26 protein-coding genes are annotated in these 21,267 nt (G+C 66.0%); 15 read left to right on the top strand and 11 right to left on the bottom strand.

Annotation, left to right across the window (positions count from 1 at the left end):
• Positions 1-12 precede the first annotated feature (12 nt).
• The 5 genes from ASC78_RS25315 to ASC78_RS25295 all read right to left on the bottom strand — a co-directional run bounded on the left by ASC78_RS25315 (position 13) and on the right by ASC78_RS25295 (position 2,783).
• Positions 13-543, bottom strand: coding sequence for a F0F1 ATP synthase subunit delta (locus tag ASC78_RS25315; RefSeq protein WP_055807996.1), 531 nt, complete (start codon positions 541-543; stop codon positions 13-15).
• 8 nt (positions 544-551) lie between these two features.
• Entirely contained in the window at positions 552-1,022 is a 471-nt protein-coding gene (locus ASC78_RS25310; protein WP_055807994.1) for a F0F1 ATP synthase subunit B, read from the bottom strand.
• Between the two features lie 77 nt (positions 1,023-1,099).
• On the bottom strand, positions 1,100-1,363 hold the full coding sequence (gene atpE / locus ASC78_RS25305) for a F0F1 ATP synthase subunit C (RefSeq protein ID WP_007830191.1): 264 nt from the start codon (positions 1,361-1,363) through the stop codon (positions 1,100-1,102).
• A gap of 60 nt (positions 1,364-1,423) precedes the next feature.
• Positions 1,424-2,293 carry a F0F1 ATP synthase subunit A gene (atpB, locus tag ASC78_RS25300; protein WP_055807993.1) on the bottom strand — a complete coding sequence of 290 codons (870 nt, stop codon included), beginning with the start codon at positions 2,291-2,293 and terminating at the stop codon, positions 1,424-1,426.
• A gap of 4 nt (positions 2,294-2,297) precedes the next feature.
• Positions 2,298-2,783 (bottom strand): ATP synthase subunit I, encoded by a 486-nt coding sequence (locus ASC78_RS25295; RefSeq protein ID WP_055807991.1) that lies wholly within the window; start codon positions 2,781-2,783, stop codon positions 2,298-2,300.
• Between the two features lie 157 nt (positions 2,784-2,940).
• On the opposite strand from ASC78_RS25295, the gene ASC78_RS25290 reads away from it, so the two are divergent.
• The 15 genes from ASC78_RS25290 to ASC78_RS25220 all read left to right on the top strand — a co-directional run bounded on the left by ASC78_RS25290 (position 2,941) and on the right by ASC78_RS25220 (position 16,445).
• A complete protein-coding gene (locus tag ASC78_RS25290; protein ID WP_055807989.1) occupies positions 2,941-3,834 on the top strand; it encodes a D-amino acid aminotransferase in 894 nt (297 codons plus the stop codon).
• Complete coding sequence (locus ASC78_RS25285) at positions 3,831-4,139, top strand: YbeD family protein (RefSeq protein ID WP_055807987.1); 309 nt, start codon at positions 3,831-3,833, stop codon at positions 4,137-4,139. The genes ASC78_RS25290 and ASC78_RS25285 overlap by 4 nt, the downstream gene beginning before the upstream one ends.
• Before the next feature lie 10 nt (positions 4,140-4,149).
• The gene (lipB, locus tag ASC78_RS25280) at positions 4,150-4,851 is read left to right on the top strand and encodes a lipoyl(octanoyl) transferase LipB (protein ID WP_055807985.1); all 702 of its coding nucleotides are present in this window, start codon (positions 4,150-4,152) and stop codon (positions 4,849-4,851) included.
• A 7-nt stretch (positions 4,852-4,858) separates the two neighbouring features.
• The gene (lipA, locus tag ASC78_RS25275) at positions 4,859-5,860 is read left to right on the top strand and encodes a lipoyl synthase (RefSeq protein WP_055807983.1); all 1,002 of its coding nucleotides are present in this window, start codon (positions 4,859-4,861) and stop codon (positions 5,858-5,860) included.
• 35 nt (positions 5,861-5,895) lie between these two features.
• A complete protein-coding gene (locus ASC78_RS25270) occupies positions 5,896-7,371 on the top strand; it encodes a glycosyltransferase family 4 protein (protein WP_055807982.1) in 1,476 nt (491 codons plus the stop codon).
• Positions 7,368-8,144, top strand: coding sequence for a hypothetical protein (locus ASC78_RS25265; protein ID WP_055807979.1), 777 nt, complete (start codon positions 7,368-7,370; stop codon positions 8,142-8,144). The genes ASC78_RS25270 and ASC78_RS25265 overlap by 4 nt, the downstream gene beginning before the upstream one ends.
• Positions 8,083-8,685, top strand: a complete 603-nt coding sequence (gene cysC / locus ASC78_RS25260) for an adenylyl-sulfate kinase (protein WP_082517655.1) — start codon at positions 8,083-8,085, stop codon at positions 8,683-8,685. Before ASC78_RS25265 ends, cysC begins: the two co-directional genes overlap by 62 nt.
• Before the next feature lie 14 nt (positions 8,686-8,699).
• Positions 8,700-9,575 carry a sulfotransferase family protein gene (locus ASC78_RS25255; protein ID WP_162246116.1) on the top strand — a complete coding sequence of 292 codons (876 nt, stop codon included), beginning with the start codon at positions 8,700-8,702 and terminating at the stop codon, positions 9,573-9,575.
• Between the two features lie 46 nt (positions 9,576-9,621).
• A complete protein-coding gene (locus ASC78_RS25250; protein WP_055807973.1) occupies positions 9,622-10,578 on the top strand; it encodes a Gfo/Idh/MocA family protein in 957 nt (318 codons plus the stop codon).
• Positions 10,575-11,729: a DegT/DnrJ/EryC1/StrS family aminotransferase gene (locus ASC78_RS25245; protein WP_055807971.1), complete on the top strand. Its 1,155-nt coding sequence runs from the start codon at positions 10,575-10,577 to the stop codon at positions 11,727-11,729. Before ASC78_RS25250 ends, ASC78_RS25245 begins: the two co-directional genes overlap by 4 nt.
• Complete coding sequence (locus ASC78_RS25240; protein ID WP_055807969.1) at positions 11,726-13,264, top strand: class I adenylate-forming enzyme family protein; 1,539 nt, start codon at positions 11,726-11,728, stop codon at positions 13,262-13,264. The genes ASC78_RS25245 and ASC78_RS25240 overlap by 4 nt, the downstream gene beginning before the upstream one ends.
• Positions 13,245-14,375 carry an SLC13 family permease gene (locus ASC78_RS25235; protein WP_055807967.1) on the top strand — a complete coding sequence of 377 codons (1,131 nt, stop codon included), beginning with the start codon at positions 13,245-13,247 and terminating at the stop codon, positions 14,373-14,375. The genes ASC78_RS25240 and ASC78_RS25235 overlap by 20 nt, the downstream gene beginning before the upstream one ends.
• A 37-nt stretch (positions 14,376-14,412) precedes the next feature.
• Positions 14,413-15,126: a helix-turn-helix domain-containing protein gene (locus ASC78_RS25230; protein ID WP_055807965.1), complete on the top strand. Its 714-nt coding sequence runs from the start codon at positions 14,413-14,415 to the stop codon at positions 15,124-15,126.
• A gap of 70 nt (positions 15,127-15,196) precedes the next feature.
• Entirely contained in the window at positions 15,197-16,042 is an 846-nt protein-coding gene (locus ASC78_RS25225) for a DMT family transporter (RefSeq protein ID WP_055807963.1), read from the top strand.
• A 79-nt stretch (positions 16,043-16,121) separates the two neighbouring features.
• A complete protein-coding gene (locus ASC78_RS25220) occupies positions 16,122-16,445 on the top strand; it encodes a hypothetical protein (RefSeq protein ID WP_055807961.1) in 324 nt (107 codons plus the stop codon).
• 7 nt (positions 16,446-16,452) lie between these two features.
• Here the strand turns inward: ASC78_RS25220 and ASC78_RS25215 are convergent, their stop codons facing one another.
• From ASC78_RS25215 to ASC78_RS25190, 6 genes are all read right to left on the bottom strand, one after another.
• A complete protein-coding gene (locus ASC78_RS25215; protein WP_055807959.1) occupies positions 16,453-17,496 on the bottom strand; it encodes an NADP-dependent oxidoreductase in 1,044 nt (347 codons plus the stop codon).
• Between the two features lie 107 nt (positions 17,497-17,603).
• Positions 17,604-18,956, bottom strand: a complete 1,353-nt coding sequence (locus ASC78_RS25210; protein ID WP_200934366.1) for a HAMP domain-containing sensor histidine kinase — start codon at positions 18,954-18,956, stop codon at positions 17,604-17,606.
• A gap of 38 nt (positions 18,957-18,994) precedes the next feature.
• Positions 18,995-19,696: a response regulator transcription factor gene (locus tag ASC78_RS25205; RefSeq protein WP_055808441.1), complete on the bottom strand. Its 702-nt coding sequence runs from the start codon at positions 19,694-19,696 to the stop codon at positions 18,995-18,997.
• 112 nt (positions 19,697-19,808) lie between these two features.
• Positions 19,809-20,189: a DUF4260 domain-containing protein gene (locus tag ASC78_RS25200; protein WP_235505212.1), complete on the bottom strand. Its 381-nt coding sequence runs from the start codon at positions 20,187-20,189 to the stop codon at positions 19,809-19,811.
• A gap of 112 nt (positions 20,190-20,301) precedes the next feature.
• Positions 20,302-20,769: a Spy/CpxP family protein refolding chaperone gene (locus ASC78_RS25195; RefSeq protein ID WP_055807954.1), complete on the bottom strand. Its 468-nt coding sequence runs from the start codon at positions 20,767-20,769 to the stop codon at positions 20,302-20,304.
• A gap of 42 nt (positions 20,770-20,811) precedes the next feature.
• A complete protein-coding gene (locus tag ASC78_RS25190) occupies positions 20,812-21,183 on the bottom strand; it encodes a hypothetical protein (protein ID WP_055807952.1) in 372 nt (123 codons plus the stop codon).
• Positions 21,184-21,267 lie beyond the last annotated feature (84 nt).

The following is a 21,267-nucleotide window of genomic DNA, read 5'->3' as shown; positions in this document are numbered from 1 at the left end:
GGCTGAAGACCGTCAGGCCGCCAGCGCAACTTTCATTTGTTCAAGGCGCGCTTTGACGGAGGTGTCGAGCACCTCGTCGCCGACCACCACACGGATGCCGCCGATCAGTTCCGGCTCTTGCTGGACCGTGACCTGCAGCTTGCGGCCGAAACGCTTTTCGAGCGCGACGGCCACATTGGCCAGAACCGCGGCGTCGATGGGAAAGGCGCTGTAGACCACGGCGTCGGACGAGCCGCTCTTTGCGTTGGCCAGTGCCCGGAACTGCTTCGCAATTTCCGGCAGCACCGAGAAACGGCCGTTGTCCAGGAGCGCGCCCAGAAAGTTCTGGGCGTGGGCGGTCAGCGGTGCACCGAAGGCACCGGCGACCACACCGAGAACCTGTTCGGCCGTGGCCTTGGGGTTGTCGGCGAACTGCTGTAGCTCCGGGCTGGCCGCGATGGCGGCCACCTTGTCGAGCCATGCGCTGGTTCCGGCGACGTCGGACGACGACGCCTTGAAAAGCGCCTCGGCGTAGGGACGTGCAATGGTGGCGAGTTCTGCCATGGCTTCTATCAGAGTTCGGTCTGCAGACGGGCGAGCAAATCGGCGTGGACGCCTGCATTCACTTCCTTGCGCAGAATCTGCTCTGCGCCCTTGACGGCCAGTGCGGCAACCTGCTCGCGCAGTGCTTCGCGCGCCTTCAGTGCCTGCTGGTCGGCTTCGACGCGTGCAGCAGCAACGATCTTGTTGCCTTCTTCGGTCGCGCGGGCCTTGGCCTCTTCAACGATGGCCTGGGCGCGACGTTCGGCGTCGGCAAGACGTTGCGCGGACTCATTGCGTGCCTGGCCCAGTTCGGCTTCCACACGCTTGTTGGCGGCGGACAACTCGGACTTGGCCATGTCGGCTGCAGCGAGGCCTTCGGCGATCTTCGCAGCGCGGTCGTCCAGCGCCTTGGCGATCGGCGGCCACACGAACTTCATCGTGAACCCGACCAGGATCAGGAACACGATCATCTGAACGATCAGGGTACCGGTAATGCTCACTTTTCACCCTCTCTTTGGGATTGAATGCGAAGCCATTCCACGGAAGGGAACGACGTCACGGGTCCGACGAGAAAGACTTACTTCGGCAGGTTGGCGATCTGAGCCAGGAACGGGTTGGCCGTTGCGAACCACAGCGCGATACCGGTGCCGATAATGAAAGCGGCGTCGATCAGACCAGCCAGCAGGAACATCTTGGTTTGAAGTTCACCCATGAGTTCGGGCTGACGTGCGGCCGACTCGAGGTACTTGCTGCCCATGATGCCGATGCCGATACATGCGCCCACAGCGCCCAGACCGATGATCAGGCCGGCGGCCAGTGCAACAAAGCTAATAACTTCCATGATGACTCCTAGAGGACTTTGGTTGAAGAGAAAACAAAAAACGAAAACGAAACCGAACGATCAGTGGTGATCGTGAGCCTGGCCGATGTAGACCAGCGCCAGCATCATGAACACGAAGGCTTGCAGCGTGATGATCAGGATGTGGAAGATGGCCCAGGCCGTGCCCGCGATGATGTGGCCGATGGCCAGGCCGATGCCGGTGGCCGACAGCGACCAGGCACCGCCCATCAGGGCGATCAGCAGGAAGATCAGTTCGCCGGCATACATGTTGCCGAACAGACGCATGCCGTGCGAGACCGTCTTGGCGACGAACTCGATCATCTGCATCGCGAAGTTGAACGGATACAGCGCCCAGTGGTTGCCGAACGGCGCGGTGAAGAGCTCATGCACCCAGCCGCCGAGGCCCTTGATCTTGATGTTGTAGAACAGGCAGACCAGCAGCACGGCAACCGACATGCCCATCGTCACCGAGAGGTCGGCCGTGGGCACGACGCGCAGGTAGGCGTGATGCGGATCTTCACCCGCGATGCCGAAGATCTTGGCCCAGATTGCCGGGAACAAGTCGACCGGGAACAGGTCCATTGCGTTCAGCAAAAAGATCCACACGAAGATGGTGAGCGCCAGCGGAGCAACGAACTTGCGGCTGGTGGCGTTGTGGACGATGCCCTTGGCCTGCTGGTCGACCATTTCGACCAGAAGCTCGACGGCCGCTTGAAAACGCCCGGGAACGCCCGAAGTAGCCTTGCGGGCAGCCAGCCAGAGCAGCCAGCAACCCAGCATGCCCAACGCGATCGAGAAAAAGAGCGAGTCGAAATTGAATACCGAGAAATCCGCAACACCTCCGGGCTTGGAGCTTTGCAGGTGCGTCAAGTGGTGAATGATGTATTCACCCGCGGTCTGACCATGTTCCGCAGCGTTTTCAGCAGCCATTCAGTTACTCGTCTCTATGTTGCCGGCGCCGGGGCGAGAACATCACCGCCAACCAGGCCGCCTTCATTGTCACCACCAAGCCGACCAGCATTGCAGGCCAGCTCAGCGCCGTTATCAGCCCTGGCGCCGCGAACAACATCGCAAGCGACAAGGCCATCTTGACCATTTCCCACAGGAAGAACCCAACCACCGCAGTGCCCGGATTCAGGGAAGAAAACCGACCGGTCAACCCCCGTGCGAATACCGCAGCAGGAATGACCACCGCGATCGCACCGTAAGCGGCGGACCAACCCAGATTTTGCCTCCCCGTCAGTCCCCAGGCGGCCAACGCCACCAGCAGACCAACAACCAACTGCCCCGCGATGACCCGCCAAGGGGAAATCGAGGGATGCCTTGCTCGCAGTTCACGCGCCTCATCGGCGGTCAACGGCTTGTATTCCGTATCGAGGTCTTCAGCGACCCCTTCATCTTTTCGGGCGATTGTTTTCATTTCGAATGAAGCCCGGATGACGACCCAGAATTTCTACAAAGCCATTGATTATAAGTAAAAACCCAGCCCGTCCGGCCACTTGAAGTGTCGCCGTTGCAAATCGAGGCTTCGAAGGCTGACGAGAACCCGACTTGGCGCGCGCAACCATAATTCCTGCATGCACCCTCTCACTGCCGCACTTCCCAGCACGCTTTGCTACCTCGACGGCGAATACACCGCCGTCAAGGATGCCAAGGTCAGCGTGCTCGACCGTGGCTTCATTTTCGGCGACGGCGTCTATGAGGTCGTCCCCGCCTATGGTGGCCAGCCCTTCTGCTTCGAAGAACACATGGCGCGGCTCGATCGTTCGCTGGCCGAGTTGCAGATTGCCAATCCGCTCACGCTCGCCGAGTGGCGCGGCATCGTGATGCGCTTGATTGCCCCGGGTGGCGATGCGCCGCAAGCCGTCTACTTCCAGGTCACCCGCGGCGTTGCGCCGCGCGACCATGCGATGGTCAAGGGCCTCAAGCCCACCGTCTTCGTGATGGTGAACCCGCTGCCACCGGTGTCCGATGGGGTGCGCGCCAGGGGCGTGACCTGCGTGACCGCAGACGACTTCCGCTGGCAGAAGGCCCACATCAAGAGCACCAGCCTGCTGGGCGCCGTGCTCTCCCGGCAGATCAGTGTCGAGGCCGGCGCGGCAGAGACCGTCATGTTCCGTGGCGACTGGCTCAGCGAGGCTTCGTCGAGCAACGTATGGATAGTGAAGGACGGCGTGCTGATCGGCCCGCCCAAGGACAACCTCGTGCTCACCGGCATCCGCTACGGCTTGCTCGAACGCCTGTGCCAGGAAGGCGGCATTCCCTTTGCGCTGCGGCGCGTGTCGCGCGATGAAGTCTTCAGTGCCGACGAACTGATTCTGTCCTCGGCCAGCAAGGAAGTGCTGCCCGTCATCGCGCTCGACGGCAAAACCATTGGCAATGGCCATCCCGGCCCCATCTACAAGAGCTTGTATGCGGCCTACCAGCAGGCCAAGCAACGCAACGCTGAGAAGCAAGGAGCCCCGGCATGACCGAGAACACCACCGACGCAGTCACCACACCCATTCCCGATCCGCGCAAGGAATCGCTGATCGAATATCCCTCGCAGTTTCCGATCAAGGTCATGGGCGTCAAGGGCGATGGCTTCGTGCATGCCATCACCCAGATTGCCGAGCGCTTCGATCCGGCGTTCGACGCCACCACCGTCGAGCTGCGCGACAGCAAGGCGGGCAACTACCTGGGCGTGACCATCACCGTGACCGCCACCAGCCGCGAGCAGCTCGACGATCTCTATCGCGCGCTGTCGGCCCATCCTTCGGTCAAGGTCGTTCTCTAGGCAGGACCTGATGACGCTGGCAGAGCACCCGACGGGCACCTCCATCGCACCGCGCTGGCTGGGCCGCGTCGGCTATGCCGAGACCTTTGCGGCGATGAAGCAGTTCACGCTCGAGCGCCAGCCAGAAACCCCCGACGCGCTATGGATGTGCGAGCACGCCCCCGTGTTCACGCAAGGCCTCGCGGGCAAGCAGGACCACATCCTGAACCCCGGCGACATTCCCGTGGTGCAAACCGACCGCGGCGGCCAGGTCACCTTCCACGGCCCTGGCCAGGTGGTCGGCTACCCGTTGATCGATCTTCGGCGGGCGGGCTACTACGTGAAGGAATACGTCTACCGCATCGAGGAATCGGTGCTGCGCACGCTGGCCCACTTCGGCGTGACGGGACACCGCGTGCCGGGCGCGCCGGGCATCTACGTGCGGCTCGACGACCCGTTCTCGCATGCGGCACTGACCGGTCCGCTGCCCGCCAGCGACCCGTTTCGGGGCCTCGGCAAGATCGCCGCGCTCGGCATCAAGGTGAGCCGCCATGCCACTTATCATGGGGTCGCGCTCAACGTCGACATGGACCTCGAGCCCTTCTCGCGGATCAATCCGTGTGGGTATGCGGGGCTCCAAACGGTCGATCTTTCTACAATCGGCATTCAAACCACATGGGAAGAGGCTGCCCGGGTCCTGAGCCAGAAGCTCACCACCTACCTGGCGCCCTAACAATCCAATGAGCACCACCGAAGTCGTCCGCGACGCACAAAGCGCCGAAAACTACAACCCGCTGGCCAAGCAAAAGGCCGCGGCCAAGCTCTCGCGCATTCCCGTCAAGGTGGTGCAACAGGGCGAGGTGCTCAAGAAGCCCGAGTGGATTCGCGTGAAGGCCGGCAGCCCCACCACCCGCTTCTACGAGATCAAGCAGATCCTGCGCGAAAGCAATCTGCACACGGTCTGCGAAGAAGCCTCGTGCCCGAACATCGGCGAATGCTTCGGCAACGGCACGGCCACCTTCATGATCATGGGCGACAAGTGCACGCGCCGCTGCCCATTCTGCGACGTGGGCCACGGCCGCCCCGACCCGCTCGACAAGGACGAGCCGCTGAACCTGGCCAAGACCATCGCCAAGCTGCGCCTGAAGTACGTGGTGATCACCAGCGTCGACCGCGACGACCTGCGCGATGGCGGAAGCCAGCATTTCGTCGATTGCATCCAGAACATCCGCGAGCTCTCGCCGATGACGCAGATCGAGATCCTGGTGCCCGACTTCCGCGGCCGCGACGACCGCGCGCTCGACATCCTGAAGGCCGCGCCGCCGGACGTGATGAACCACAACCTCGAGACCGCGCCGCGCCTTTATAAAGAAGCACGCCCCGGCAGCGACTACCAGTTCAGCCTCAACCTGCTGAAGAAGTTCAAGGCGCTGCACCCCAACGTGCCGACCAAGAGCGGCATCATGGTGGGCCTGGGCGAAACCGACGAAGAAATCTTGCAGGTGATGCGCGACATGCGCGCGCACGACATCGAGATGCTGACCATCGGCCAATACCTGTCGCCGTCGGGCTCGCACCTGCCGGTGCGCCGCTATGTGCACCCCGACACCTTCAAGATGTTCGAGGAAGAGGCCTACAAGATGGGCTTCAGCCACGCCGCCGTGGGTGCGATGGTGCGGTCGAGCTATCACGCGGACCAGCAGGCCGGGCATGTTCTGGCGGGTACGCCAGCCAACGATTGAATACGTCCGCGTTCGCAGTGGAGGCAGCCGCCCCCATGACCGGGCGCCCGTTGCGCATCCTGCTCGCGATGTGCTACCTCGTGCACCGCACGGGCGCGGAGATGTTCACCCGGGATCTTGCATTGTGGCTGCGGCGGCGCGGCCACGCTGTCACCATTCTTGCAACGGCTTTCGGCGACATGGCCGACGAGTTGCGCCATGCGTCGATCGCGTGCATCACCGATGTCGCCGACATGGCCGCCCGACCCGACGTGATCATCGGCAACACCCACCACGAGACGGTGCGCGCCCTGCTTCACTTTCATGACGTGCCCGTTCTCACGATCTGCCACGACCGCAGCGCAGAGCACGGCCGCCCGCCGCAGTTTTCACAGGTGGTGCGCCATATCGCGGTCGACGAAAACTGCGCCGAACGACTGGTGCATGAGTTCGGCATCGAGCGCGACCACATCGAACTGATCCAGAACGGCGTCGATCTTTCGCGGTTCGTGCTGCGCACGCCATTGCCGGCCGCACCTCGCGCGGCACTGGTCTTCAGCAACTATGCATCGCACGATGCCCAACTCGAAGAGATTCGCGCGGCATGCGCGGAACGCGGCCTTACGCTGGACGTGATAGGCAGCGGCACCGGCAACCATCTGCCCGACCCGGCCGCCGCGCTGGGCCGTTACGACGTGGTGTTCGGCAAGGGACGCTGCGCCACCGAGGCGCTGGTCACCGGCAACGCCGTGGTGGTGCTCGACCCAAGCTCGGGCATCGGTGAGATGGTGACGGCGGCCACGGTGGCACACGCACGGCGTTGGAACTTCGGCCGGGCACTGATGACGCGGCCAATCACGCGGCAGAACGTGATGGTCGAGCTCGACAAGTTCGATGCGCAGGATGCAAGGGAGTCGGCCGCCTGGATGCGCGCGAACGGAGGACTGGATGCCACGCTCTCCGGCCTCGAGGCTTGCATGCGGCGGGTAACCGACGGCCGAGAGATCATTGCACTGCCAGCCGAGCAACGTGCGCGCGAAATGGCGCGCTACATGGACGACTGGATCCGGCGTGGGAGCGCCACGACCGCGCACCTCGGCCTCGCGTCGCTGCAGCAGCACGTCGTGGGGCTGCATCAGGCACTCAACGATCAGCAGCGCGCGCATCAGGCACTCAACGATCAGCAGCGCGCGCATCAGGCCCAGATCGAGGCCTGGCGCGCCGAGGCGCAGCGTCAGTCGGAGCAAGCCGCTGCGCTGGCCGTCAAGTTGCAGGCAGCCGAAGCCGCGCTGGCCGCACAGCAGCGGGATGCCGAGTCCGCACAGGCCGCGGCGTCCACGGCTCACGCTGCGCTGAGCGCGCGGCTGGATGAAGCCGGTTCGCACCTGGCCAACGCCGAGCGGCAGGCGCTCGACAACACCGCGGGCATGGATGCACGGCTGCACGAAATCTACGCTAGCCGGTCCTGGCGCGTTACCGCTCCGCTGCGGCAAATTTCCACCTTCATACAAGCCAGAGTTCAGCGTCCATGAAGCACCTGCTGATCGCCGCTCATCCGGGACACGAGCTTCTGCTCTGGAAATGGCTCCGGAACGAACGGCCGGATGTCGTGGTGCTCACCAACGGCGCGGGATCGAATGACGCGGCGCGGCTGGCCCCCACGACCGACAACCTGGTGCAAGCAGACGCGAACTGGATTCCCCAGGTGGTATCGCCCGTGGCCGACGCCGAGATCTATCAGGCCCTGCTGGACGGCGACGCGAACATGTTCGCGCAGTGGCTGGACCGCCTGACGTCGTACGTGATTTCGGAGGATATCGAGTGCATCGTCGCGGACGAAGCCGAGGACTACAACCCTTCCCACGACCTGTGCCGCCTGTTGGCCAATCAGGTCGCCGCCCACGCAACGGCGCGCGGCCATCCGGTTCTGTCCTTTGGCTACCCGACTGTCGGCCATCCCAGTCCACCGGCACGACTCGCGATCGAGAACCATATCGTGGTCGAACTCGATACGCAGGAACTGCAGGCCAAGCTGGCCGACATGCACGGCTACGCCCAGCGCTTCGGCGGGCAGTTGCAGCGGGAACTCGATGGCTTCATTGCGGAATTCGGCGCCCAAGCCTATGGCAGGGAGTGCCTGTTTGCCGCCAGCCCCACGCGCTACGAGCAGGCCGAAGCCCCCGTCGCCAAGCCCTTTTTCGAGATCGCCGGTGAAGAGCGCGTCGCTGCCGGCGTCTACAAGCATGTCATTCGTGGTGCTCACCTGCAGGTGGTGGCCGATCGGCTACGCGGCCGCGTTCGCTGAAGCATCGATGCGTGCCGATCTGACTCCTACCCTGTGGCTCACCGGCCTGAGTGGAGCAGGCAAGACGACCCTGGCCCGGACGTTGGCGCAGGCGCTGAATGACAGCGGCCGCCACTGCACCGTGCTGGACGGCGACGCGTTGCGCCGCGGACTGAACCGCGACCTGGGTTTTGATCCGGGCTCGCGCAGCGAGAACATCCGCCGGACCGCCGAGGTCGCCCGGCTGATGAACGATGCCGGCCTGATCGTCGTTGCGGCGCTGATCTCCCCTCTTCGGGTCGACCGGGCACAGGCGAGCTTCATCGTCGGGGCTGAGCGCTTCCTGGAGATCCATGTCAGCACCCCGCTGGACGTGTGCGAGGCGGCGGATGCCAAGGGACTTTATTGCAGGGCCCGGCGAGGCGAACTTGCCCAATTTACCGGTGTCAGCGCGCCCTACGAGGCCCCGGAAGCGCCGAGGCTCGCAATCGACCCCATGCGAATGGGGCTTCGGCCCGCCGTAAGCAAACTGCTCGGCCTGATCGGGGACTTAACCACATGAGCAAACATCCTCCCATGCCGGTCGTGGTGGGCGCGCCGCGTTCGGGCACGACCCTGCTAAGGTTGATGCTCGATGCCCATCCGGACCTCGCGATCCCGCCCGAAACCAGCTTCCTCGCCGCAGTTGCGGCGCTGAACGAATCGGACGGCGATCTTCGCACCCGCTTTCTCGAAACAATCACCGCTTATCCGCCGGGCGCCCCCAACTGGCAGGACTTCGGTCTCGCACGCGAGGCACTCGCCGAAGCCGTGCAGATGCTCGAACCCTTCACCGTGGCCGATGGCCTGCGGGCCTTTTATCGGCTCTACGCGCAGCGTTTCGACAAGTCGCGCTGGGGCGAAAAGACGCCAGACTATTCGCTTCACGTCGGAACGATCGCCGCTCTGTTGCCCGAAGCCCGGTTCGTCCACCTCATTCGCGACGGCCGTGACGTGGCAGCTTCATGGCGCCAACAATGGTTCTCCCCGGGCTACGAACCCGAAGTATTGGCGCGCGCCTGGGCGGATCGGGTCGAAGCGGCCCGTAGCACCGGCTCCGCTTGCACCCATTACATCGAGGTGTTCTACGAAGACCTGGTGGCGCGTCCTGAACAGGTACTGCGCCGCCTGTGCGAGTTCCTGGAGTTGCCGTGGTCGAATCAACTGCTCAACCATCAGGAGCGCGCGCCCAAGCGGCTGGAAGAACATCGGGCGCGCGTCTCTCTCGATGGCAGCTTCACGGTGAGCCATGCGCAGCGTCTGCACCAGCAGCGCAGAACGATGGAGCGACCGGGCACCGGACGCATTGGTTCTTGGCGCGAGACCATGAGCGACGAAGAAGTGCAGCGCTTCGAACGCGTCGCGGGCAAGCTCCTGATCCAGCTCGGCTATGAATTGCAGGGCAACAGTTGATTCGGCGACAGGCATTTGCGCGCTTGAGGAACCAGCCGCGTCCTCCATGACCCTCACGATGTCCTCACTCGATCAAGGCTCGGCGGCCTCCTGCGTCGGCGAAGCCGAAGTAGAGCTCGCTCTCGCTACCCCCGACTTGACTCACGCCCTCGTGGGCCTGGGTCGTTTCGGCAGCACCCATGCGCGCAAGCTCGCAAGCCTGCCAGGCTTCCGTCTGAGCGCCGTGGTGGACAACTCTCCCGCAGCTAGGCCCGTCGCCGACCTTGCGGCATTGCCGCTGTTGTCCGGCATAGACGAGTTGCCGCCGGGCATCGAGTCGGCCACGGTCGCCACCAGCGATGGAACACACGCCGAAGTGGCGATGGCGCTCATGCGGCGCGGTTGCCACGTATTGGTCGAAAAGCCAATGTGCATCGACCGGCGGGACGGCGTACAGATGCTTCGGATGGCGCAGCAATGCGGCGTGGTCCTGAGCACAGGACACATCGAACGCTTCAATCCGGCGTTCGATACGGCCGCGCTGTCGTGGATACGCCGCGCCGCCCTGCGCCATCAGGACAGCGCTCATCCATTTTTGCGATTCCGTCGCTTTTCCTGCCGTGAGGCAAAGGCCGCGGACAGCGTGCTGGATTTGATGGTGCACGATCTCGACCTGCTCGCGTGGCTCTGCGCCATTCCGGCGGAAGCGCAGCTGCACGTAATCAGCCGGCGGATCGACATGCACAGTGTCCGCGCCCGGGTGCGCCTGGGCGGCATGATCGCGGAACTGGAGAGCGGCTACAGCGGCATGCCTCCCGCCGCGCGGCTCCAGGTGTGCAACGGTGGCCGGCAACACGTGCTGGACTTGCGCAAGTCCCACCGTGCGATGACGGGCAGCGACGATGCGCTGGCGCGCCAGTACCGGGATTTTCGCCATGCCGTGCAGGGCAATGGCAGGCGCATTGCCTCCGGCGCCGACGGCCTTGCCGCGGTCATCCGCGCGTCCCAGGTGCTGCACGCATGAATATTCCGTTGTTCCGTTCCGCGGCATGTGCCGAACCCATGGCCGAACGCCTTGTCCAGGCATGTGCCGCGGTGTTGCGCAGCGGCACCTATGTCCTCGGTCCGCAGGTCAGCGCATTCGAGGCGCGGCTGTCGGACTTGCTACAAGGGCGCGAGGTGGTGGCCGTGAGTTCCGGTTCAGACGCACTGCTGCTTGCCCTCAAGAGTCTGGGCGTCGGCAGTGCGGCCGGAGGGCATCCGGACGACGAAGTCCTGCTCCCCTCCTACACCTTTGCGGCCTGTGCCGAAGCGGTGATCGCCGCCGGTGCGCGTCCGGTGTTCGTCGACAGTGCCGCCGATGATTTTCTGGTGCCGCTCGCGCAATTCCGGGACGCGAGAACGCCCCGCACCCGCGCCGTTCTCGCGGTCGGACTCTTCGGTGATCCCACCGGGCTGCCCGAGTTGGCCGCCTATTGCCGGGACGAGCAGCTGCCTCTGATCGAGGACGTGGCCCAGTGCCTGGGTGCCAGCGCTTGCGGCGCGGACGGACGCGCGCATCCTGCCGGCAGCTGGGGCGACGCAGCGGCGATGAGCTTCTACCCCACCAAGACCCTGGGCGCCGCCGGAGACGCGGGAGCCCTGGCTTTCAAGAATCCGCGCCATGCCGAGAAGGCGCGCCTGCTCCGCAACCACGGGTACCAGAACGGATTGCACACATGCCTGGGCCAGAACAGCCGCATGGACGAGTTGCAAGCGTCGCTCCTTCATGTGGCGTTGGATGATTTCCCTGGTGCCATCGCGCGGCGTCGCGCCATCGCCGCGCGTTATCTGGCGGCGTGGGCCGGGTGCCCGATGCAATTGCCGAGTGACGCGGCGGGCCATGCCTGGAACTATTTCGTCGTTGTCCTGCGCGGCTCGCACGAGCGGAACGCGCTGGCGGTCCAACTGGCGACAAGGGGAATCGCCACCCGCGTCTACTATGAACAGCCGCTGCACCTGCACGAGGCGCTGGGGCGCTGGCGAGGCGCGAGCACTCTGCCGCACAGCGAGCGGCTGGCCCGCTGCTCGCTGGCCCTGCCGCTTTACCCGATGCTCAGCGACGAGGAAATCGAATACATCATTCACGCCGTGCGAGAAGCCGTCGGCGACGTAAACAGGCACAGTCAGACATGAACACGATGCAGGAATTTGGCACCATCGCCCAGCTCGTTCACGAGCATGCGATGCAAGCGCCCGGGCGTATTGCGCTGGTCGACAACGAGCGAAGCCTGACCTACGGCGCCCTCGACGCGCTGATGGACCGCATCGCGGCCAGCCTGCAGCGCGAAGGGCTCAAGCCCGGCGATGCCATCGCGGTGTGCGCGACTTCTTCGGTGAACTACGCGGCGGTTTTCCTGGGTGCTCTGCGCGTCGGTGTCGCAGTCGCGCCGCTCGCGCCCGGCTCCACCCCCGCCAGCCTGGCGCGCATGATCGAGGATGCCGATGCGCGCATCCTCTTCACCGACGCCTCGGCGGCCGAGGTTGTCGGCGCCCCGAAGGAAGGCGGTATTCCGCGCGTCGCGCTCGACGGTTCCAACGCCGGGCAGAGCCTTGAGAGTTGGCTGGCCCCTGTGGGCGCACAGCCGAGCGCCGTCGAAACGCAGCCCTCCTGGGCCTTCAACATCATCTATTCCTCGGGCACCACCGGCGAGCCCAAAGGCATTGTGCAGGGCCACGGCATGCGCTGGGCCCATGTACAGCGCGGCGCCAAGTACGGATACGGTGCGGACACGGTCACGCTGCTGTCGACGCCGCTTTATTCCAACACGACGCTGGTGGTGTTCTTCCCCACCATCGCCTTCGGTGGCTGCGTGGTGCTGATGCCGAAATTCGACGCGCTCGGCTACTTGCAACTGGCCGAAAAGCACCGCGTCACGCACACGATGCTGGTGCCCGTGCAATACCAGCGCCTGATGGCGCATCCTCGCTTCGACGCACACGACCTCTCGTCGTTCCGCTTCAAATTCAGCACCAGCGCGCCCTTCAATGCCGCGCTCAAGGCCGACGTGCTCAAGCGCTGGCCCGGTGGGCTGATCGAGTTCTACGGTATGACCGAAGGCGGCGGCACCTGCATTCTCGAAGCGCACCTGCATCCCGACAAGCTGCACACGGTGGGGAGCCCGGCCGAAGGCAGTGACATCCGGCTGATCGACGAAGACGGCAACGAGATTCCGCGCGGCGACACCGAACGGGCCGGCGAAGTGGTGGGCCATTCGGCCGGCATGATGACCGGCTACCACCGCCAGCCCGCCAAGACGCGCGAAGCCGAATGGTTCGACGCGAGCGGCAAGCGCTTCATCCGCACCGGCGACGTCGGACGCTTCGATGCCGATGGCTTCCTGACGCTGTTCGACCGCAAGAAGGACATGATCATCAGCGGCGGCTTCAACATCTATCCGAGCGACCTCGAGACCGTGTTGCGGGGCCATGCCGCCGTGGCCGACGTCGCGGTAATCGGCGTGCCGTCGGAGCAATGGGGCGAGACGCCGGTGGCCTTCGTGGTGCGCCGCGAAGGCGACGGCACCACCGAAGAGGCGCTGCTCCAATGGGCCAACGCCCAGCTCGGCAAGACGCAGCGTCTGGCGCGCCTTCACTTCATCGACGAACTGCCGCGCAGCGCGATCGGCAAGGTCCTCAAGCGCGAACTGCGTGAGCTCGTCGGCCGCTGAATCACTGACCACGGCGCCGTCCGAACAGGGCGGCGGCAACGGTTTGCTGTGGCTGCTGGCCGCCGTCGCGGTCGTGTTCGCCTTCTTGCGCCCGCGTGCGCCCATGGACTGGCTGAAGCTGGTCGATTGGCAGACCGTGGGCGCGCTCGCGGGCCTGCTCGCCATCACCCAGGGCGTGGAAAAGAGCGGCATGCTGCAGGCCGCCGCGCAGCGCCTGCTCGCGCGCACGCACAGTCAGCGCAGCCTCGCGCTTCTGCTCACCGCCAGTGCCGCATTGCTCTCCGCGCTGGTGACCAATGACGTGAGCTTGTTCCTGCTGGTGCCGCTGACGCGCGTACTCGCCAACCAGGCGCACCTGCCGCTCGCACGGCTCGTGGTTCTCGAGGCGCTGGCCGTCAACGCGGGCTCGGCGCTCACGCCCATCGGCAACCCGCAGAACCTCTACCTGTGGCACCGCTCGGGCGAGAGCTTCGTTGCCTTCATGGGAATGATGCTGCCGACCGTGGCCGTGATGCTGTTCTGGCTCTTCGCGGCAGTCTGGCTGCTGGTGCCGCGCACGGCCATCGCGCTCAAGCCCGAGGCCGAGGCCACGCCGGTGCAGCCTCGCCTGCTTGCCTTGGCAGGAGTCCTGTTCGTCGGCTTTGTGGTCGCGCTGGACCGGCATTGGCTGCTGGCAGGCCTTGGCGTGGTGTTCGCCGTGTTCCTGGTGTCGTATCCGCGCGTGCTGCGCGGCATCGACTGGGCCCTGCTCGCGATCATTGCGTTGATGTTCGTGGACCTGCGGCAGCTGGCCGAGCTGCCCGCCGTCGTGGCGCTGCTGAACCATTGGCCGATCACCGAGGGATGGCGCGCCTACCTGGCCGCCATCGTCGCCTCGCAGTTCATCAGCAACGTGCCGGCCGCAATCCTGCTCGACGGCCACGTGCGGGATTTGCCGGCACTGGCCGCGGGAGTGAGCGTGGGCGGATTCGGGTGCGTGCTGGGCTCGCTGGCCAACCTGATCGCATTGAGGCTTGCCAGGGTGCCGCACGGCCTGCGCGAGTTTCACCGCATCAGCATTCCCTTCTTGCTGGTGTGCGCGGCTTCCGCGTTGCTGCTGCGGCTGGGATGACAGCCGCGGAGCACGGAACGACAATTCGATCCTGCCCATGCAAACCCCAGCAATGCTCCCCCGCGCCGAGCCGCACAGCCTTTCGCTGCGCGACTACGGCGCTTCGCGCGGCAGCCACGCGCATGACCACTTCCAGGTGCTGATCGGCCTGGCCGGTGTGCTCGAACTCGAAGTGGAAGGCCGCGGCGCGCGCGTCGGCGCCGGTGAGGCGCAAGTGGTGGTGCCCGGCGACCGGCACGACTTCGAATCGCGCAGCGGCAGCCAGTGCCTCGTGCTCGACACCACCCACCCGACGTGGGCGCGTTGCGCCGAGCACGCGCCCGCCGATGCTTCGCGGCTGCAGACGCTGGCGCTGTACCTCGCGCAGTGCGCGCAGCATCCGGATGCTTTCGCATTGACGCTGCAGCATGGCCCCGCGCTCCTGCTCGAAGCCTGGGGTGCGACCCCGCCGGCCCCTGCGCGAAGCCGGCGCATCGACTGGACCGCGCTCGCCGCCTGGGCCCGGGCGCACTGGCACGAGCCGCTGGGCGTTGCCGATCTCGCAGGCGTGGCGTGCCTGAGCCCCAGCCAGTTCGCGCAGCGCTGCCGCGACGAGCAGGGCATGAGCGCGATGCACTGGCTGCGCATGCTGCGGCTCGCGCACGCGCGCGAACTGCGGCTGGGCGGCATGGGCGTGGCGGAGACGGCGCGCCACACGGGCTACCGCTCGCCCTCCGCGCTCACGGCGGCACTGCGCAGGCTCGATCACTGAACGGAAACGTCGTTGCCACGCGACGATTCACCGGCGCTTTGCGACGACGGCGCCGCTTAAGCTCGGTGCGATGTCCGCCACGCTTCTTGCCCTTGCCGCCATTGCGCTGTGGGCCACCCTCGCCTCGCTCGGCACCGCGCTCTCGCACCTGCCGCCGTTCCTGCTGACCGGCCTCGCTTTGATCATCGGCAGCATTCCCAGCTGGCCGCTGGTGCTGCGCGACCGCAGCGCCTGGTACGTGCCGCCGCGCACGCTGGCCCTCGGCATCTATGGCTTGTTCGGCTTCCACTTTCTGCTGTTCATCGCGTTGCGGCATGCCCCGCCCGTGGAAGCCAACCTGGTCAACTACTTGTGGCCACTGTTCATGGTGGTGCTGGCACCGGCGCTGCTGCCCGGGCTGTCGCTGAGGCCGCTGCATCTGGTGGCCGCCTTGCTGGGTTTTGCTGGCGCGGCCATCGCGATCCTCGGCGCACGCGAGGGCGCCGCGTCCGTGACAGGTGCCTCAGCCTGGGGCTTCCTGCCGGCGCTGGGCTCGGCCTTCATCTGGGCCAGCTATTCGCTCTGGACGAAGCGGGTGGCGGCGTTCCCGACCTCCGCGATCGGCCTCTTCGGCGTCGTCTCCGGCGTGTTGTCGCTCGCCTGCCATGCGCTGCTGGAGACTTCGGTCGTGCTGTCCGCGAAAGACGGGCTGCTGGTCGCGCTGTGCGGCCTCGGTCCGCTCGGCGCGGCTTTCTTCGTCTGGGACATGGCGCTCAAGCGCGGGGATGCGCGGCAGATCGGCATCCTGAGCTATCTCACGCCGCTGGGCTCCACCGCGCTGCTGCTGGCAGTGACCGGGCGCCCGCTCACCTGGAGCATCGGCCTTGCGGCGGGGCTGATCATCTCGGCCGCCGTGATGGGCACGCGCGCGCGCTGATGAATAGGTCCGCGTCCGACGAGACCGGCGCCTTGTTTGTGGCTAGAGTGGAGGCTTCGGAATTTAGGAGGCTCACCCTATGGATAACAAGAACAAGAACGATGAATTCGAGATCACGCCCAAGCTGGTGTTCGACCTGAACCTGGCGCTGTACCTTGACCTGGTGGCGGCGCTCGAAGGCGCGGGCGCCATCAGTTATCGGCAGATGGCGGCCCGAGTGCTCAACATCAGCATGGATGCCCGCGCCGACGGCGACATCGGCCTGTCGACGGTGCTGGAGGGGGTCGCCAAGGGCTTCGCCGGCCACGGTGACGGCCTCTCCATCGAAACGCTGAAGGCCGCTCGTGGCCTGCGCGAGGACGACGCCATGGGCGACATTCCCATGCGCCCAAGCGAGCCCTGAGCCGGCTTCAGTCTTCGGCCACCTGCAGGATCAGCTTGCCGAAGTTCTCTCCCGCGAACAGCTTGTTGAGCGACTCGGGGAAAGTCTCCAGGCCCTTCACGACGTCTTCCTTGCTCTTCATGCGCCCGTCCTTCAGGTAGCCGGCCATCTCGGCAATGGCAATGTGGTACCGGTCGGCGTAGTCGAACACCACGATGCCTTCCATGCGCGCGCGGTTCACCAGCAGGCTCAGGTAGTTCTTGGGACCAGCGCCGGGCATGCTGTTGGCATTGTTGTACTGGCTGATGGCGCCGCAGATGATCACGCGGGCCTTGCGTGCGAGCCGCGCCAGCACCGCGTCGAGAATCTCTCCGCCGACGTTGTCGAAGTAGATGTCCACGCCCTTCGGGCAGTGGGTCTTGAGCCCGTCGCGCACCGCCGACGCGCCGGCCTTGTAGTCGATGCAGGCATCGAAGCCCAGCTCTTTCACCACCCAGTCGCACTTGGCAGCACCGCCCGCGATGCCGACCACGCGGCAGCCCTTGATCTTGGCGAGCTGGCCCACGGTTTGCCCCACCGCGCCTGCCGCGCCGGAGATGACGACCGTTTCGCCCGGCTTGGGCTGGCCCACGTCCATCAGGCCGAAGTAGCCGGTCATGCCGGGCATGCCGAGCACGTTGAGCCACTGGTTGATGGTGCCGACCCTGAGGTCGATTTTCACCAGGCCGTTGCGCTTGATCTGGTCTTGCGGAATCAGGATGTATTCCTGCACGCCGAGGGTGCCGTAGACGGTGTCGCCGACCGCGAACTCGGGATTCTTTGAGGCGACGACGCGCCCGACGCCGCCAGCGCGCATTACTTCGTCGATGGCCACGGGCGCGATGTAGCTCTTCGCATCGTTGAGCCAGCCGCGCATGGCCGGATCCAGCGAGAGCGACAGCGTCTTGACCAGCACCCCGCCCTCGGCCGGTTCGCCCACGGGCTCGGTGGTGAACTTCCAGTTCTCGCGGGTGGCCGTGGCCTCGGGGCGCTTGGCGAGGCGTACCTGGTGGTTGACGAGTGAGCTGCTCATGGTGGTGTCTCCTTGATTGACGGGCGCTGGCACGGAGGCGCATCGTAGCCCCGCATTGCCCGTCGGCTGGTAGCGCAGGCGACAGCGCAAGACACCGTGACCGAAGCCTACATTCGCACGACGATCTGCAGGCCGGGATGCGCGTTGCGCACCACGAATGTCCCGCCGTGCGCCTCGGCGATCAGCCGGCACAGGTACATGCCCAAGCCGACGCCGCCGGTGGCACGCGCCCGCGCGCCGTCAGTACGGTAGAACGGCTCGGTCAGCCGCTCCAGCTGCGCTTCGTCGACGCCGGGCCCGAAGTCCCGCACCTCGAGCTCGATGCCCTGGACCTTGCCGTCCACCACCGCGCGCAGCGACACGCACGGCGGCCGCGGCGCATCGGTGCTGTAGCGCAGTGCGTTGTCCAGCAGGTTGCGCACCAGAAGGCGAACACGCATGCGGTCGATCGAATGCGCCGGCAGGCCTTCCGCCAGGTCGAGATGCACGTTCCGCGCGCCCGGCATCTCGGCGACGATTTCGCGCACCAGCACGGCCAGGTCGACCGGCTCGCGTTGCAGCGCCGCATGCGGGCTTGCGAGGCGTTCGCTTTCCAGCAGGTCGCTGATCAGGTCGCGCATCTCGTTCAGGTCGCGCAGCAGCGCTTCGCGCTCGGCCGCACCCTCGGGCGTGGCCGGCAGCAGCTCGGCATTGAGCCGGGCCCGGGTCAGTGGCGAGCGCAATTCGTGGCTCAACGCCAGCAGCAGGCCGCGCTTGGCATCGAGCATGGCCTGGATGTCGTCGGCCATGGTGTTGATGTGCCCCGCAAGGTCTCCGAGGTCGTCGTTCTGGCGGATTGGAATGGGCTGCGTGAACTCGCCGCGGCCAAAGCGCTGCGCGCCTTCGCGGATGTCGATCAGCGGCCGCAGCAGACGGCTCACATAGACGTAGCCCAGGACCATGAGCAGCAGCAGCGCGCCGAGCGTGGCCCAGCCCGCCGCACGCGGCGCAAGCTGCCAGAGCTTGGGCGCCCAGCCGAAGATGACACGGTGGCCGTCGGCCGTCGGACGGATGAACCACTTGTCATTCAGCGGCTCCTCGTCGAGGTGGTGCATCCATCTGCCCCGGCCGTTGGCGCCTGCGGGATTTGAATCCCAATTGACCTTGGGGCCCACGATGCGGATCGTGATCGGCAGCCGGCTCACCAACGCCTGCGCGCGCGCGATGTCAGGCGGCGTGCCGATCTCGGCGACGAGCCGGTCGGCATAGTCCACCAGCATCGGCTTGGCGGCCTCGGCCCAGCCGGTGGAGAAGGACTTCTTCATGCCGCCCATGAACACCACCGCCATCACCACCGCCAGCAGCAGGAACATCATCACGAGCCGGATGCGCAGTGAGCGGCGCCAGCGGCGCTTGCCCTGCACCTTCTCGTGCCATTGCTCGTGCCATTGCCTGTGCAACTCCGCGCGGCGGCAGCTCATGTCGCGCCATGCCTTGCGCCAGCCTCTCCTCGGAGATCTCATGCGGGCTCGCTGCGCGCGACGGCCAGCGCATAGCCGGCATTGCGCAGCGTCTTGATGCAGTCCAGCGGCTCGAGCTTCTTGCGCAGGCGGCTCACCACGATGTCGACCGCGCGGGTGTAGAGCTCGGCTTCATGGCCGCGGAGGCGGTTCAGGATGTCGTCGCGGCTGAAGACCTTGCCGGGCTCGGCCGCCAGCAGCGCGAGCAGTTCGAATTCGGTGCCGGTGAGTTCCACGCGCTCGCCATGGCGCAGCACCTGGCGCCGGTCGAGGTCGATCGACAGGCCGTCGAACACGCGGTGCTGCGCACTGTTGCCGTTGGTCGCTGCGGCGGGCGCACTGCGCTGTCGCCGCAGGATGGTCTGCACGCGCGCCACCAGTTCACGCGGCTCGAAAGGCTTGGGCACGTAGTCGTCGGCGCCGAGCTCCAGGCCGACCACACGGTCCATCACCTCGCCGCGCGCGGTGAGCATCACGATCGGGATGTCGCTTTCCTTGCGGATCTCGCGGCAGAGGGCAAAGCCATCCATCTCGGGCAGCATCACGTCGAGAATCGCGGCGTCGTACTGGCCGGCACGCAATTTGGCGAGCCCTTCGCTCGGACGCACGGCGCTCTCGAGCGTGCAGCCGAAGCGTGCGAAGTAGGTGGTCAGCGGCGCGGCGAGATGTTCGTCGTCGTCGATCAGCAGGATGCGCGGCATGGCGGGATTGTGCCTCCTGGCGAACAATTGGCTGACGATCAGGCCAGCCGGCATTGCACCGCCATTGTCATTTTGATAGCCGGCCACCTGGGCGCGCAGCATCGTGCGGCCTTCACCACGGATCGGCCCGCCCGATGCGGCCGAGGTGCGTGGCGCCGAAGCCGGCTGCGTACTTGAGGCCATAGCCCAGCGCCCGGTCAAGGCCGATGTGCGCGCACCAGATCAACCCGCCAGCTACCGCCCATGGCATTGCGGCGAGCACGCCGAGCACCAGCAGTGCAACGGCGCCGGCGTACGAATGCGCCGCGTTGTAGAGCGCCGCGCCCACGCGCGGGCCCGCGAGGTAGCCGAGCATCGAGAGGTCGGGCACGAGCAGCCACAGCGCGAACACGCCCCAGCCGGCGCCGAACTGCGCATAGGCCGCCAGCGCCGCGGCGAGCACCACCACGCCTTCCGCTCGCAGCAGCAGGCGCACGCCACCCGTCGCTGCCACTGCCTGGTCGTGGGATACCGCGGAACCGGCTTCGCCGGGCCGCAGGTATCGCCCCCTTGCAGGAGGTTGGCGAAGCGACACGACGTGCGCGAAGCCTGGGGGTGAGCCAAGCCTAGCCACGATGGCCCCAGCGGCGGCCGCCGCGGTCCATGAAGTCGCGCACCTTCTGCTGCTGCGCGGCGTTCAGGCTGTCGTAGAAATCGGCGGCGGCCGCGATGATTTCGGGGCTGCCGTTGCGCACGGCCGTGGTCTTCTCGTCGACGAGCCGGGCGGCGCCCGCCTGATCGAGTTTGTTGCCCGCGAACAGCGCCTTGAACTGCGAACGCGGATCGCCCGCGCCACCCGCGCCGCGCATCACTTCACGCTGGGCCTGCAGCTTCTCGGCCAGCACTGTGAGCTTCTGCTTTTGCAGCGTGTCGAGCTCCAGCTTGCTGCCGACGCGCTCGACCATCTTGGTGCGGAACTCGGCGGGGTCGCCGCTGCCCCAGCCATGCCGGTGGCCGGCGCAGCCGGCAATGCTGCCCGCCACCAGCGCGAGGCCAGCGAAACCGAAGAGAGTGCGTTTGATCCAGTGTTTCATGATGTTCCTTTCGGCCCGAGGGATCTCCTCTAGGCGTGAGACTTAAAGCTTGTTGCTGTTGCCGGCGGCTGCGGCACGTGCGTCGAGCGGGTTCTGCAGCGTCGAGATCACCTTGCTGTTGACACGCGAGCCCGAGGTCACGTTCTGGTCGGGTGCGGCGGCGGCGCGCATGGCTTCGAAGACGACGCCCGCGCGGTCTCTCGACACGGCCATGGTCTCGGCGCCGCGCGAGCCGCGCACCACGTTCTGGTCCGGCGCGGAAGCCGTGCGAACGGCCTCTGCGTTGACTTCGGCGCGGCTCATGGCCGATGCGAGTGGCTGGACGCCTTCGTAGGATTCAGCCTTGGCACCGGCCGCGGCCAGCAGGGCGAAGGAGCCGAGGGCGACGATCTGGGTGAGGGAGAGCGACTTCATGTTTCAGGCCTTTCTGTAGTGGAAGAGGAGACCTGATGGTGCTTGCCGCGGCGCGGCAAGTCCTTTCGCTGCAGTTTCGGCGTG

Source organism: Variovorax sp. Root318D1 (assembly GCF_001424835.1).
In the GTDB taxonomy this organism is placed as follows: domain Bacteria; phylum Pseudomonadota; class Gammaproteobacteria; order Burkholderiales; family Burkholderiaceae_C; genus Variovorax.
This window is presented reverse-complemented; position numbering and strand designations above follow the sequence as displayed.

Excerpts from the sequence above, each read along its gene's own strand:
- cysC (WP_082517655.1), top strand. The coding sequence starts at position 8,083 with ATGTCATTCGTGGTGCTCACCTGCAGGTGGTGGCCGATCGGCTACGCG.
- ASC78_RS25315 (WP_055807996.1), bottom strand. The coding sequence starts at position 543 with ATGGCAGAACTCGCCACCATTGCACGTCCCTACGCCGAGGCGCTTTTC.
- ASC78_RS25255 (WP_162246116.1), top strand. The coding sequence starts at position 8,700 with ATGCCGGTCGTGGTGGGCGCGCCGCGTTCGGGCACGACCCTGCTAAGG.
- ASC78_RS25210 (WP_200934366.1), bottom strand. The coding sequence starts at position 18,956 with ATGAGCTGCCGCCGCGCGGAGTTGCACAGGCAATGGCACGAGCAATGG.
- atpB (WP_055807993.1), bottom strand. The coding sequence starts at position 2,293 with ATGGCTGCTGAAAACGCTGCGGAACATGGTCAGACCGCGGGTGAATAC.
- ASC78_RS25290 (WP_055807989.1), top strand. The coding sequence starts at position 2,941 with ATGCACCCTCTCACTGCCGCACTTCCCAGCACGCTTTGCTACCTCGAC.
- ASC78_RS25250 (WP_055807973.1), top strand. The coding sequence starts at position 9,622 with ATGACCCTCACGATGTCCTCACTCGATCAAGGCTCGGCGGCCTCCTGC.
- ASC78_RS25270 (WP_055807982.1), top strand. The coding sequence starts at position 5,896 with ATGACCGGGCGCCCGTTGCGCATCCTGCTCGCGATGTGCTACCTCGTG.
- atpE (WP_007830191.1), bottom strand. The coding sequence starts at position 1,363 with ATGGAAGTTATTAGCTTTGTTGCACTGGCCGCCGGCCTGATCATCGGT.
- ASC78_RS25240 (WP_055807969.1), top strand. The coding sequence starts at position 11,726 with ATGAACACGATGCAGGAATTTGGCACCATCGCCCAGCTCGTTCACGAG.
- ASC78_RS25285 (WP_055807987.1), top strand. The coding sequence starts at position 3,831 with ATGACCGAGAACACCACCGACGCAGTCACCACACCCATTCCCGATCCG.
- ASC78_RS25195 (WP_055807954.1), bottom strand. The coding sequence starts at position 20,769 with ATGAAACACTGGATCAAACGCACTCTCTTCGGTTTCGCTGGCCTCGCG.
- ASC78_RS25265 (WP_055807979.1), top strand. The coding sequence starts at position 7,368 with ATGAAGCACCTGCTGATCGCCGCTCATCCGGGACACGAGCTTCTGCTC.
- ASC78_RS25220 (WP_055807961.1), top strand. The coding sequence starts at position 16,122 with ATGGATAACAAGAACAAGAACGATGAATTCGAGATCACGCCCAAGCTG.
- ASC78_RS25245 (WP_055807971.1), top strand. The coding sequence starts at position 10,575 with ATGAATATTCCGTTGTTCCGTTCCGCGGCATGTGCCGAACCCATGGCC.
- ASC78_RS25225 (WP_055807963.1), top strand. The coding sequence starts at position 15,197 with ATGTCCGCCACGCTTCTTGCCCTTGCCGCCATTGCGCTGTGGGCCACC.
- ASC78_RS25190 (WP_055807952.1), bottom strand. The coding sequence starts at position 21,183 with ATGAAGTCGCTCTCCCTCACCCAGATCGTCGCCCTCGGCTCCTTCGCC.
- lipA (WP_055807983.1), top strand. The coding sequence starts at position 4,859 with ATGAGCACCACCGAAGTCGTCCGCGACGCACAAAGCGCCGAAAACTAC.
- ASC78_RS25230 (WP_055807965.1), top strand. The coding sequence starts at position 14,413 with ATGCAAACCCCAGCAATGCTCCCCCGCGCCGAGCCGCACAGCCTTTCG.
- ASC78_RS25295 (WP_055807991.1), bottom strand. The coding sequence starts at position 2,783 with ATGAAAACAATCGCCCGAAAAGATGAAGGGGTCGCTGAAGACCTCGAT.
- ASC78_RS25215 (WP_055807959.1), bottom strand. The coding sequence starts at position 17,496 with ATGAGCAGCTCACTCGTCAACCACCAGGTACGCCTCGCCAAGCGCCCC.
- lipB (WP_055807985.1), top strand. The coding sequence starts at position 4,150 with ATGACGCTGGCAGAGCACCCGACGGGCACCTCCATCGCACCGCGCTGG.
- ASC78_RS25205 (WP_055808441.1), bottom strand. The coding sequence starts at position 19,696 with ATGCCGCGCATCCTGCTGATCGACGACGACGAACATCTCGCCGCGCCG.